Genomic DNA, 13,461 nt, shown 5'->3' with positions numbered 1-13,461 from the left:
GAGATGTCACTCATGAAGGTATGGTTTGCTGCCACGGAAGCGACACCCTTCATCAAGACAGGGGGGCTAGCTGACGTCGTCGGCTCGCTCCCTTTAGCGCTTGCTGAAGAAGGTGCAGACGTTTCAGTCGTTTTACCTAATTATGGTCAAATCAAGGAACAGTATAAATCAGAGATGGAGTTTTTATTCGACTTCATCGTACCAGTCGGTTGGCGCCAACAATTTGGTGCGGTCCTCCGTCTGAAACAAGATGGCGTGACTTTCTATTTTATCGACAATGAATATTACTTTAAGCGAGATGGCGTCATTTATGGACATTATGACGACGCAGAGCGGTTTGCTTATTTCTCGCGTGCCGTTCTTGAAATGATTCAACATTTGGATCGAAAAGAAGTACCAGACGTCATCCATTGTCATGACTGGCAAACAGGTGTGATTCCAGCTTTCTTACGCATCCATTATCAGCATCTTGAGCGTTACCAAGACATCAAAACGGTCTTTACAATCCATAATCTGCAGTATCAAGGGGTCTTCCCAGAGGAAGTGCTCGGTGACTTACTTGGTCTTGGACAAGAACATTTTACGGCAGATGGTATTGCCCATAATGGTCTCGTCAATTACATGAAAGCAGGTCTTGTACACTCTAATCAAATCACGACAGTTAGTCCATCCTATCGTGATGAGATCATGGATCCGTATTACGGGGAAACACTTGAACCTGTCTTGCAGCATCGTGCTGTTGACGTGCGTGGGATTTTAAATGGAATCGATTATCGTCAGTTCGATCCAGCGCATGATACACATCTCGTTGAAACGTACTCAATCGATACGGCGAAAGAAGGAAAAGCCAAGAATAAGGCTGCGTTACAAGAAGAACTTGGTCTTCCGATCAATCCGGATGTGCCACTGTTCGGCTTCGTCTCACGTCTTGTCGACCAAAAGGGAATCGATTTACTGGCACACATTCTACCTGATTTATTCGAACTTGATGCGCAGTTCATCATTCTAGGTTCAGGTGAAGCAGAGTATGAAGGATTATTCCATCATGCGACGTCGATTCGTCCAGACAAAATCGCTTCATATATCGGATTTGACGTTGGTCTTGCGCAACGAATTTACGCGGGTAGTGATGCCTTCTTGATGCCGTCACGCTTTGAACCGTGTGGACTTAGTCAGTTGATTTCGATGAAGTACGGCTGTTTACCGGTCGTCCGAGAAACGGGTGGACTCCGTGATACAGTCAAACCGTTCAATCAGTTTACGTTAGAAGGAAATGGATTCTCGTTCGCGAATTATAATGCACATGAGTTTTTAGAAGCGATTAAGCGCACGATCGAGGTTTATCATGATCAGCCCGTCTTTGAACATCTGATTGAGACAGCGATGAATGAAGACTTCAGTTGGTTGCGCTCAGCGGATGAATACTTGGCATTATATCGTTTGATTGCACCGTCCGCCACTTGATCGTGTCACTGGGAAAAGGGGTTACATCATGTTTAAAGATAAAGAGAAGTTCAAGGAGAGGTTTACGGAACGATTCGTTTCGATGCATGGTAAGGCTATAACAGAAGCAACAGAAAACGATATTTATCAGACACTTGCCTATATGGTACGCGAGACGGTTACGACTGACTGGTTGCGAACGAAGGAAACGTATACTCATAAAAAAAGTAAACAAGTCTATTACTTTTCACTCGAGTTTTTACTCGGACGTTTTCTGCACAACAACTTGTTAAGCCTCGATGTCTTAAAGGATGTGGAACGAGGACTTGAAGAACTTGGATATCAGCTCAGTGATCTGACAGAAGAAGAGCCAGAGCCTGGTCTTGGAAACGGAGGGCTCGGTCGTCTCGCGGCATGTTTCCTTGACTCGTTAGCCGCGCTTAGTCTGCCTGGACATGGGAATGGTATCCGCTACCAGTATGGTTTGTTCAAACAAAAAATCATTGATGGTTATCAAGTCGAGTTACCAGACAACTGGTTGAAGAACGGGAACATGTGGGAAATCAGACGTTCTGATAAAGCGGTCGACGTTCCTTTTGGTGGACATGTCTGGCTTGAAGAGGTTGGTGATGGGTATCGTGTCCATCATGAACCAGCTGAAATCGTTCGCGCTGTTCCGTATGATATGCCAATCGTCGGTTATCAAAATGGAGTCGTGAACAATCTACGGCTCTGGAGTGCGGAGTCTCCGCTTGATGATGATGAACTACTTAGCCAATACCGTGGGAATTATAAAGATTTACTGGCACATAAACAATCGATTCAGACGATTTCAGAGTTTCTGTATCCGGATGATACAACGTACGAAGGAAAAGAGTTGCGTCTGAAGCAACAATACTTCTTCGTCTCTGCCGGACTACGAAGTATCTTGACATCTTTTAAAAAGCGGAATCATTCATTAAAGCAGCTTGGGAACCATATTGCTATTCATATTAATGATACGCATCCAGTCGTTGCGATTCCGGAACTGATGCGGATCCTTATCGATGAAGAAGGATTTGGATGGGAAGAAGCATGGCGAATCACGAAGAGTGTCATGTCGTTTACGAATCACACGCTACTATCAGAAGCACTCGAACGCTGGCCGATTGATTTATTCCGTCGCTTATTGCCGCGCATCTACCTCATCATTGAGGAGATTAATCGACGCTTCTGTAAGGATGTGCTCGCGAATTATCCGCACATGGAAGCGCATATGCGGGATATTGCCATCATCGCGGATGACCGGATTAACATGGCGAACCTTGCTGTGGTCGGTACGCATTCGACAAATGGTGTCGCGCAAATCCACACTGAAATTCTGAAACAACGCGAGATGCGATTATTTTATGAGATGTTCCCACTTCGCTTTAATAATAAGACGAACGGAATTACACATCGTCGCTGGTTCCTCTCATCAAACCCAGCACTGGCAAATCGTGTGACAGAGGCAATCGGGGATAGTTGGATTCAGCATCCGTCCGATTTGCAAAAGTTGACGAAATGGGCAGAGGATGAAGCATTACAGAAGGACATCGCCGAGATCAAACTTCAGCGTAAAGAAGAATTAGCGTTGCTCATTGAAAAAGAAACCGGGATCGTCGTGGACCCGACCTCGATTTTTGATGTTCAAGTCAAGCGATTGCATGCGTACAAACGTCAACTCTTGAATGCGTTACACATTCATTCGCTTTACTATCGTCTGAAGGAGGACCGTTCTTTCACGATGACACCGCGGACATTCATCTTTGGTGCAAAGGCTGCGCCAGGCTATCATTATGCAAAAGAAGTCATTCGTTATATCAATGCGTTAGCTCGCTTGATCAATCAGGATCCAGACGTCAGTCCATACTTGAAAGTCGTCTTCCTAGAAAACTATCGAGTATCGCTTGCTGAGAAGATCTTCCCGGCAAGTGATGTCAGTGAACAGATTTCGACTGCAAGTTATGAAGCCTCTGGAACTGGAAACATGAAATTCATGATGAACGGCGCCTTGACGATCGGAACTCTCGACGGAGCGAATATTGAAATTCGAGACGAGGTCGGGGATGCGAATATTTTCATCTTTGGTTTAACGCCGCAGGAAGTCATGAATTATAAACAATACGGCGGTTACAGTGCTTATGATCAATACAGTGCGCAACCTGAGTTACGACGAATCATCGATAGCCTTGTGGATGGGACGTTGTTCGCTCCAGGTGAATTCCAAGCGATTTATGATTCGTTATTGACGTATAATGATGAGTATCTGATTTTGAAAGACTTCTTGTCCTATCAACAGGCACAAGAACGAATCGATCGGATGTATCAGCAACCGGAAGAGTGGTATAAACGAGTCATTCTCAATATTGCGCGCTCAGGTGTTTTCTCAAGTGATCGAACGATTAAAGAGTATGCGAATGCGATTTGGAACATCAAGCCGATTCAACTATAAACCCAAAAAGACACCGACAGATGTTTCTGTCAGTGTCTTATGTTTACGAACGGGAGACGTTCTCACCACGACTCACCCAATCACTATAAGAGCCGGCGTAAAGCCGGACATCGGTTTTTCCGAGCGAATGAAGAGCGATGACATTGACACACGCCGTCACACCGCTTCCGCAGTAGAGGATAGGTGCTGTGACTGGTAAGATATCGGCGTATAGTTCTTTTAAATCTTCTGCATCTCGCAAGCGACCGTTTGGTGATAGTGCTTGTTCAAAGTAACAGTTCACGGCACCAGGAATATGTCCAGCGACGTGGTCGAGAGGTTCAATCTCTCCCCGATAACGATCAGGCGCACGGGAATCGACGAGCACGCTCTCTGTCAGTTGATTTTTTAGGTCATCGAACGAGACAAGCATATCGTCTTGGAAACGGGGCGTGTACTGAGAGGATTCATAAGTAGGAACGTCATTCGTGACCGGAAGATCGAACGCTAGGTAAGAGGAGAATCCTCCCTCGAGGACGACAACACGTTCATGTCCGATCCACTTAAATAACCACCATGCACGAGCCGCATACGGAAAACCATCGTCATACAAGACGACGAAGTCTTCCGGAGTCACGCCATGCTGTTCGAGAGTGTGTTGCCACGCTTCTTTTGAAGGAAGCGGATGTCGACCGCCGACCTGATCGATTGGACCAGATAGGTCCGTCGTTAAATCCAAGTGCTGGGCACCTTCGACGTGTTGTTCTAAGAAAGCATTTCGGCCATATTCAGGTTGTTGTAAGTCATAGCGGCAGTCAAACCAGCGAATCTGATCCGTTCGGACGAGCTGTTGAAGGTCTGCCATTTGAATCGTAGGAAACATGCCTCATCACCTTACCCTTTCTAGTGTTAATCATATGAAAGGTATCGCATCATCGCAAGTCTTACCCTTATTAAAAAAGGAGTCGATTTACCATGTCATGGAAAGAAACCTATCAAAAATGGGATCAGTTCGCTGATTTAGATCGCACATTAAAAGAAGAACTCGTCACGCTAGCGACAGATGATAAAGCAGCCGAAGAAGCATTCTACAAAGAACTCGAATTCGGGACAGGTGGTATGCGCGGAGAAATCGGCGTCGGGACGAACCGGATGAACGTGTACACAGTGCGTAAAGCATCACAAGGTTTTGCAGCCTTTATTAAGGCATCGGGAGAAGAAGCAGCGGGGAAGGGAATCGTCATCGCGCATGATTCACGCCACTTCTCACCGGAGTTTGCGCTTGAAGCAGCACGGACGCTTGCAAGCAATGGGATTAAAGCGTATCTGTTTGACGGTCTACGTCCGACACCAGAACTTTCATTTGCAGTTCGTTCTTTAAAAGCAGCGGGAGGGATCGTCATCACGGCGAGTCACAACCCACCAGAGTACAATGGCTACAAGGTCTACGGTGATGACGGTGGACAACTCCCACCAAAAGAAGCGGATGAGCTCGTTTCGTACGTCAGTCAGATCGAAGATGAGTTATCGATTGAACTGAAGTCGGAAGAAGTCCTTCGTGCGAACGGACTAATCGTCCGCGTTGGAGAAGAACTCGACGAAGCGTACCAAGAAAAATTACAAACGATTCGTGTCTTACCTTCGATTCAATCGGAATTAACAGATCCATTAAAAATCGTCTTCACACCACTTCACGGAACGGGTCTTGTTCCGGTAACGGAAGGCTTGAAACGTTACGGATTCGAACATGTGACAGTCGTTCAGGAGCAAGCGGAGCCGGACGGTGCGTTCCCGACCGTGACGTCACCGAACCCGGAAGAACATGCTGCCTTTAAACTCGCCATCGAATATGGTGACCGGGCAGATGCTGATATCTTGATTGCGACGGATCCAGATGCTGACCGTGTCGGCGTTGCGACACGTGATGCAGATGGCGAATGGACAGTCCTGACAGGGAATCAAACAGGCGCGCTATTACTCGACTACATCCTTTCACAAAAAGCGGCGCAAGGAACTCTGCCAGCGAACGGGTTCGTCGCGAAAACGATCGTCACTTCGGAACTAGGTGCGTTGATTGCACGTCACTATGATCTTCACGTTGAGAATACATTGACAGGCTTTAAGTTCATTGGTGAGAAAATCAAACAATACAATGCATCCGGTCAATACGAGTATCTCTTCGGATATGAAGAGAGCTATGGTTATCTCATCGGTGACTTCTGTCGTGACAAGGATGCGGTCCAAGCGTGCTTGCTTGCTGCTGAGATGGCTGCGTATCACAAGAACGAAGGACGGACGCTCTATGAGGCATTACAAGCGATTTACGAGAAGTTCGGTTACTTCGAAGAGTCACTCCGGTCTCTGACGTTAAAAGGGAAGGACGGTGTGGCGCAAATCGGTCGTATCATGGATACGTTCCGTGAGAATCCACCTAAACAAGTGGCTGGAGAACAAGTTGTCTTATTTGAAGATTACGATGCGAGCATCGCGCATGATTTAAAGACACATCAACCGTCACCAATTAACCTACCAAAATCAAACGTTCTGAAGTTCACGCTCAGCGATGGATCATGGTTCTGCCTTCGTCCATCAGGTACAGAACCGAAGATCAAGTTCTACTTCAGCGTCACATCACCAGATGCTGCCGAGACAACACGAAAACGTCAGCAAATCGAAGATGAGGTCATGCAAGAAGTCGAACAAATTCAATAAGTCTTACACAGGATCACGTCATCGACGGGGTCCTGTTTTTTGTCTTGGATCATCCAAAAGTGAAATTCGTGCAACCGGTACCATTTTGAGGTACAGTAAACGAGATAGAGTTTATACAATAGGGGAGTGAAGGACACATGGAACGGATTCAGCTAACAGAAGATTTATCATTCTCACGAATCATTCATGGTTTATGGCGATTGAATGAATGGGAGATGACAACGGAAGAACGTCTCGAATTGATTGAAGCATGTCTCGCTTTAGGAATTACGACGTTTGATCACGCGGACATCTATGGTGACTATACGAATGAACGATTATTCGGAGAAGCGCTCGCTTTAAAACCGGAGCTACGTGATCGGATGGAGATCGTTACGAAAACAGGCATCAAGATGAAGGGCAATCATTTCTCGGATCAGTCGTTATCGTTTTATGATACGACGAAAGACCATATCATCAAACAAGTGAACCGCTCACTGCAAGAACTTGGTGTCGAGTACGTCGATACATTATTGATTCATCGTCCCGATCCATTAATGGACCCGAACGAGATTGCAGAAGCATTCGTTGAATTGAAGGATGCGGGTAAGGTACGGACATTCGGTCTCTCAAACCATACACCTGCTCAACAAAGTCTGATTCAGTCACGCTTACCGTTCATGCTCGTGACGAACCAACTCGAGTTGTCAGTTTCAGAATTGAAACACTTCGAAGATGGATCGGTTGATCTGTGTCACGAAAATGAGATGCCGTTGATGGCATGGAGTCCACTTGCGGGCGGTCGTCTGTTCAAGGACGAGCAATATGCACCACTACGTGAGAAACTAGCTGAAATCGCAGAGAAGATTGGAGCAGAAGAAATCGATGAAGTGGCATATGCATGGTTGCTCAAACATCCAGCGCGAATCATGCCAATTGTTGGTTCTGGTAAGATCGAACGTATCGAATCTGCTGTGCGTTCGACGAAGCTGTCGTTGACGCGTGAGCAATGGTTTGAGATCTTGAAAGCATCACGAGGCCGTGACGTCGATTAAGATAGAACTGAAACGGACGGACCATAATGCCCTCCGTTAGCTAAAGAAAGAGGGAGGACCATTTGCCGAATCATTCGGAAACGGCCCTCCTTTATTCAATGTTGAGATGATTTAATGACGAATGTTCTTCTCATTTGAAAATTAGACAAAAAAAGCCCCATCTCAAGGGGGAGGAGAGATGGGGGATCTATGAGGTTAAGCTTCTAAACGAAGCATCTCCTGACGGTATTTATCTAGACGATCTTTACTTGCTGAAACGGCAGCTTGGTCATTGACTTGAATCGCATCGAAGAGCGTACTGAGCTCATAATCGATTTCGAGACGTAGCACTGGAATTCGCTGCTCTGCATCTTGTCTACGGAAAGCTTCAATTACTTGTTTCATCTCGGCCACGCTCCTTTTTAAGTTGTCAGATAATTCTGATTTTTATTAGTATACTTGATTATTCCCGGATTGCCTAGTGCTAAACCTAAAAAAATCTAAAAAAAACACTTGGTATCCATACGGTTCCAAGTGTGGGAAAGATTATTCTGGAATACTGAAGCGTGCTTCTAAGCGATGTTGAACACTTTGAATGAGTGTCGACATGATCCAGTAAATCGCAGCCGAGAACAAGAGCAATGGCATGACGAGATACGTTGTCGCTGAAATCTGGTCAGAGACGTACGTCAATTCCTCAACAGCAACGATTGTACCGAGTGAAGTTGACTTGATGATATCGATGACCGAGTTTGAGAGCGGTGGAATCGCTCGAGATAGTGCTTGCGGCAAGATGACATCCTTGAATGTCTTCCGACGCGGAATTCCAAGTGAATCAGCAGCTTCCCATTGTCCGCGATCGACAGATGAGATGGCAGCGCGGAACGATTCCGAGATATATGCGGAAAAGTGAAGCGATAAGCCGAAAGCAAGGGCTTGGAATCCAGTCAATTGAAGCGTGACGAGACCATTATAAAGAATCAAGATTTGCAACAAGAGTGGCGTTCCGCGGAAGAACGAGACGTATAAACGTGCAAAACCGCTGAAGACGGCAAGGCGGCTATCACGCATGACGGCAAGAATCAATCCAAGAATAAGCGCAAAGACGATGGCGAGACCACTTGCTAGAAGGGTCGTGCCAATCGCCTTTGCGTAGACGTCCGAGTTATCTCGGACGATCGTCAGTAATTCACTCACTTACTGATATCCTCGTTGAAGTACTTCTTACCGATTTTTGCAAGAGTGCCGTCTTCTTGCATCTCAGCGAGTGCTTTATTGAAGTCTTTCGTATACTTGCTGTTTTTCGCCATCATGAAACCTGATTCGTTCTTGTCGAATGTCTCACCGACTGCTTTAACTTTGTAGCCAGCTTTCTTCAGCTCAGTCAAGACGAAGAGACGATCGTTCATTGCTGCGTCAACACGACCTGCTTCAAGATCTTTTAAGACTTGATTCGCACCTTTGTAGTATTTTACTTTAGCGCCTGCTTCTTCAGCCGTTTTTGCGTAAAGTGAACCTTGTGTCGAACCGACTGTCTTACCTTTTAAGTCATCGAGTGTTTTAATATCGTTTGTTTTGTTGTTGACGATGATCGTTGACCCCGAAACTGTATACGCATCAGAGAAGGCATACTTTTCTTGACGCTCAGGTGTAATTCCCATTTGGTTCGCGATGACATCGATTCGTTTTGAATCAAGTGCTGGGATGAGTCCTTTGAAGTCCATCGCTTTGTAGTCGACTTTATAGCCAGCCCGTTTTGCGACTTCGTTCATGACGTCTACATCATAACCCATCAATTTTCCTTTTTCTTTATACGTGAAAGGTGGGTATGTTGCTTCCGTACCGACTGTAATGACTTTTGACTCTTTATCAGAACCTGCGTTGTCGTTCGAAGCGCCGCATGCTGCAAGCACCCCCGCTGTCGATAATGCTGCTACAGCTAATTTCAAACCGTGTTTCATAGCGCTCTCTCCTTTATAAATGAATGATTTCAATTCCTAGTTTTCGAATAGGATTAATTTTAAGCTACAAGCAGTATCATACAAAGTTACAGGAACGTCTGTCAATAAAAAAGACTGCCCTTAAAAGGACAGTCTGAAACATCGTAACTTATCAATGATGTGATTAACGGATCGTTGCTTCCGTTGCAGAGTCGAAGAAGTGTGCTTTTGTCATATCGAAGAAGAGATCAAGATCTGATCCCATCTCGACGTGTGAACGTGAGTCGACACGAGCCGTGAACGCTTGTTGCCCGACTTTTGAGTAGAGATAAGACTCTGCACCCATCAATTCAGACACTTCGATATGCGCTGGGAAGCGATGTGCTGTTTTTGTATCTTGATAAATTAATTCTGCATGGATGTCTTCTGGGCGGATTCCAAGGACGAGATCCTTGTTTGTGTAACCGCGATCGCGAAGAACTTTCATTTTTCCTTCTGGTACTTCGAATTTCTCTTCTGTTCCGGAAACATGGAAGAGACCGTCTTCCGCAAGCTTACCTGTCAAGAAGTTCATTGATGGTGAACCGATGAATCCAGCGACAAACATGTTATCTGGGTGATCATAGACTTCTTTTGGCGTACCGACTTGCTGAATGATACCCGCTTTCATGATGACGATTCGTGTCGCGAGCGTCATCGCTTCTGTCTGATCGTGGGTGACATAAATCGTCGTCGTCTCGAGACGTTTGTGTAACTGAATGATTTCCTTACGCATTTGGACACGTAATTTAGCATCTAAGTTCGAGAGTGGCTCATCCATTAAGAAGACTTTTGCATCACGAACGATGGCACGTCCGATGGCTACCCGTTGGCGCTGACCACCAGAAAGAGCTTTTGGTTTCCGCTCAAGATATTCTTCAAGACCAAGGATACGAGCTGCGTTATCAACGCGTTGCTTAATTTCATCTTTTGGGAACTTCCGAAGCTTTAATCCGAATGCCATGTTATCGAAGACGTTCATGTGTGGATACAACGCATAGTTTTGGAAGACCATCGCGATATCGCGATCTTTTGGTGCTACATCGTTCATACGTTTACCATCGATGATGAAGTCTCCACCTGAGATTTCTTCGAGACCAGCGATCATCCGGAGCGTCGTTGATTTACCGCAACCTGATGGTCCGACGAAGACGATGAATTCTTTATCTTTAATGTGAAGGTTGAAGTCATCAACCGCTTTTGCATCACCTGAGTAAATTTTATCGATATGTTCAAGACGAATTTCAGCCATGTGTAGTTCCCCCTAATGTAAATGATGAAATAATAACGCTTACAAGAAATAGTATAAAAGAAGTCAGGTGGTCTGCCTATGGACAACCTGACTAAATGCAAACGTTTTCAATTAGGCATCATGCTACAAGAAGCAAGGTATAGAGAAAAGTAGCCCCTTCAAATGAACGGACGTCGATTTCGGTCTGTTCCGTCAATCGATCGAGTCGGTACTGAAGACTATTACGATGTAGGAATAGATGTTTTGCGGTTAGGGAGACATTCAAATTGGCGCGACAAAAGGCGAGGATCGTCTCACGAGACTCTGGCTCGAGTGAAAGGATGAACCGGTCGATAAGTGTTGCGCGGTAACGATCATCAAGACTTGCAAGACGAGTCATAGCAGGCAAAAAGCGCTCGACTTGCATCGAAGGAACGGATACAAGTGCTGCTTGCTCTAATTGAAACTGAATGGCGATATCACCTGCAGTACGTTGTTGACCAAGCAAGACCTTACCGTCGAGCACAAAATCAGATTGTAATGCTAAAAATAAATCGGATAGTTCTGACTCGATGGCGAACTCTTCACGTTCGACGACCGTAAAACGGTGTGTACTAAAAGGAATCAGGATACTCGTCTGCGAAAAGAAAGAGGAGAGTAGTTGTTGAATTTCTTCACTTGTTCGTTCATCGGTTGGATTGAATAAAAAATGGACAAGCCGAAAGGGCTGTTCTTCCGGCGCATGAGCAGATTGAAGACGCTCTCGCCATGTATCAGTATCTGACCGAGATGTCGTGATAATGCGTTCAGCAAATACATCAAGCAGTTGTTGTTCACGGTCAGAGATAGCGGTCGTCTTGATTCCAAAACAAAGTCCATCTGCCAGGCGATATACGCTATACTGTTCCTGGCAATATAGATTCGGATCGGTCGTAAGCTGGTCATTGAATAAAGTCATTAGTTGTCGTAACACACGGCATCACTCCTAAATCGTACATAACTATCTCGACTTTACCATAAGTCGAAAATCGGAAGGAATGATAACTTATGTCAGATACATTTTTACTCGTGTTAAAGCTCGTTGGAATTGTCGTCATTGGTGCTCTTATTGGAGCAATCACGAACCACTTGGCGATTCGGATGTTGTTTCGACCGCTTGAACCGAAATATATCGGAAAATTTCGCGTGCCGTTTACACCTGGTCTGATTCCGAAACGACGGGATGAACTGGCAGCAAACCTTGGACGGACAGTTGTCAAGCATCTGTTGACGCCAGAAGGGATCGGGAAGCGACTCGCATCGCCAGCTGTTCGAGGTGCCGTTACACGTCTCGTCGAACAAGAAGTTTTGAAATGGACACGTTCCGAAGAGACGACGGAAGCATGGATCAGTCGTTTCATTAATGAACCGAAACAACGGATTCAAGGGAAAATCAGTTACCATTTGGAGCAGGAGTTTTCAAACTTAATGGGGAAGTGGCGCGAGCAGTCCATACGCGAACTGATTGGAGAAGCTGGAGAACAAAAAATCGAAGAGGTCATGCCGCAACTCGTCACATCCGTATTGGAACAGGCAGAAGAATATTTTGACGGACCAGAAGGACGTTTGCAACTTGAGGAAACTGTTGCGCGTTTCATCCAACAGCGACTCGGTGGTGGGATGTTCGGGATGTTGCTCGCGAACGTTAACGTCGTCGATATGATTCAGCCAGAGCTGAAACGGGTACTTCAATCAGAGTCGACGTCTCAGTTCATCTTGGCATTATTACGTCAGGAATGGCAGAAGGGACTGGATCGTCCACTTTCGTCTTATCTGACGGAAGAGACAGAGTCGCGAATTCGACAGACTGTCAAGGAACAGGTTATGGCACGTTTACCGATTGAATCGATGCTTGCTACACCGTTACGTGTCTGGTTAAGTCCACTTGAGTCACAACTGCTCGAGCAACATGTCCCTGTCGTCATCGATCATCTATTCGAACGGACAACGAATCAAATCGGACAGATCCTTCAGACGCTCGATCTCGAAACAATCGTTCGAGAAGAAGTCGATTTGCTAGACACCGCCTATTTAGAGGAAATCGTCTTATCGATTTCTAAGCGAGAATTCCGGGCTATCACTTGGCTTGGAGGGTTGTTAGGTGGTTTAATTGGATTGATACAGGCGGGGCTTTATCTCGTCTAAACAAATTGGAGGTTTTACTCATGGCAGAAACAAACTTATACGATCACGCGTACACACTGGAGCGCGCTTTACGCGAAACTTCTGAGTATACGACATTAAAAGATTTGTATACACAAGTCAACGCAGATCCAGAATCAAACGAGTTATTCGCTTCATTCCGCAACATCCAACTCGAATTACAACAAAAACAGATGCAAGGTGAAGAAATTACACCAGACGATATGGCATCGGCACAAACAAAAATGCTTGAAGTACAAAACAATCCATTGATCAGCCAGTTAATGCAAGAGGAGCAACGGATGCACACGATGCTGACGGAAGTCACACAAATCATCATGAAGCCGTTAGAAGAACTCTACGCACCAATGATGGAGCAACAAGACGACGTTCAATAAGTAAGCAAAAGGAAGACGTGCCGATATGGCGCGTCTTCCTTTTTTCATATAT

Annotated in this window: 12 protein-coding genes; 6 read left to right on the top strand and 6 right to left on the bottom strand. The window is 45.6% G+C overall.

The window, feature by feature from the left end:
- The first annotated feature begins 12 nt into the window (after positions 1–12).
- Positions 13–1,464, top strand: a complete 1,452-nt coding sequence (gene glgA / locus ACV3PA_RS15110) for a glycogen synthase GlgA (RefSeq protein WP_053452623.1) — start codon at positions 13–15, stop codon at positions 1,462–1,464.
- A 28-nt stretch (positions 1,465–1,492) separates the two neighbouring features.
- Positions 1,493–3,916, top strand: a complete 2,424-nt coding sequence (locus ACV3PA_RS15105) for a glycogen/starch/alpha-glucan phosphorylase (protein ID WP_456125158.1) — start codon at positions 1,493–1,495, stop codon at positions 3,914–3,916.
- A gap of 43 nt (positions 3,917–3,959) precedes the next feature.
- Here ACV3PA_RS15105 and ACV3PA_RS15100 read toward each other — a convergent pair whose 3' ends face one another.
- Positions 3,960–4,778, bottom strand: coding sequence for a sulfurtransferase (locus ACV3PA_RS15100; protein WP_456125157.1), 819 nt, complete (start codon positions 4,776–4,778; stop codon positions 3,960–3,962).
- A 92-nt stretch (positions 4,779–4,870) separates the two neighbouring features.
- On the opposite strand from ACV3PA_RS15100, the gene ACV3PA_RS15095 reads away from it, so the two are divergent.
- Positions 4,871–6,607 (top strand): phospho-sugar mutase, encoded by a 1,737-nt coding sequence (locus ACV3PA_RS15095; RefSeq protein ID WP_456125156.1) that lies wholly within the window; start codon positions 4,871–4,873, stop codon positions 6,605–6,607.
- Between the two features lie 137 nt (positions 6,608–6,744).
- Positions 6,745–7,641: an aldo/keto reductase gene (locus ACV3PA_RS15090; protein ID WP_053452627.1), complete on the top strand. Its 897-nt coding sequence runs from the start codon at positions 6,745–6,747 to the stop codon at positions 7,639–7,641.
- 195 nt (positions 7,642–7,836) lie between these two features.
- Here the strand turns inward: ACV3PA_RS15090 and ACV3PA_RS15085 are convergent, their stop codons facing one another.
- From ACV3PA_RS15085 to ACV3PA_RS15065, 5 genes are all read right to left on the bottom strand, one after another.
- Complete coding sequence (locus tag ACV3PA_RS15085) at positions 7,837–8,025, bottom strand: hypothetical protein (RefSeq protein WP_053452628.1); 189 nt, start codon at positions 8,023–8,025, stop codon at positions 7,837–7,839.
- Between the two features lie 141 nt (positions 8,026–8,166).
- Positions 8,167–8,817 carry an amino acid ABC transporter permease gene (locus tag ACV3PA_RS15080; RefSeq protein ID WP_053452629.1) on the bottom strand — a complete coding sequence of 217 codons (651 nt, stop codon included), beginning with the start codon at positions 8,815–8,817 and terminating at the stop codon, positions 8,167–8,169.
- On the bottom strand, positions 8,814–9,581 hold the full coding sequence (locus ACV3PA_RS15075; protein ID WP_053452630.1) for a transporter substrate-binding domain-containing protein: 768 nt from the start codon (positions 9,579–9,581) through the stop codon (positions 8,814–8,816). The genes ACV3PA_RS15080 and ACV3PA_RS15075 overlap by 4 nt, the downstream gene beginning before the upstream one ends.
- A gap of 163 nt (positions 9,582–9,744) precedes the next feature.
- Positions 9,745–10,851, bottom strand: a complete 1,107-nt coding sequence (locus ACV3PA_RS15070) for an ABC transporter ATP-binding protein (protein ID WP_053452631.1) — start codon at positions 10,849–10,851, stop codon at positions 9,745–9,747.
- Positions 10,852–10,969: 118 nt separating this feature from the next.
- Positions 10,970–11,803, bottom strand: coding sequence for a PucR family transcriptional regulator (locus ACV3PA_RS15065; protein WP_053452632.1), 834 nt, complete (start codon positions 11,801–11,803; stop codon positions 10,970–10,972).
- A 74-nt stretch (positions 11,804–11,877) separates the two neighbouring features.
- Between ACV3PA_RS15065 and ACV3PA_RS15060 the strand changes: the two genes are divergently transcribed.
- Complete coding sequence (locus ACV3PA_RS15060; RefSeq protein ID WP_456125155.1) at positions 11,878–13,014, top strand: DUF445 domain-containing protein; 1,137 nt, start codon at positions 11,878–11,880, stop codon at positions 13,012–13,014.
- A 20-nt stretch (positions 13,015–13,034) separates the two neighbouring features.
- Complete coding sequence (locus ACV3PA_RS15055; protein WP_023467337.1) at positions 13,035–13,409, top strand: YlbF/YmcA family competence regulator; 375 nt, start codon at positions 13,035–13,037, stop codon at positions 13,407–13,409.
- The last annotated feature ends 52 nt before the right edge of the window (positions 13,410–13,461 follow it).

It is taken from the genome of Exiguobacterium sp. EA-TM-5 (genome assembly GCF_053878415.1).
The sequence above is the reverse complement of the archived record's forward strand: the minus strand, read 5'-3'. Positions and strand labels throughout refer to the sequence as shown.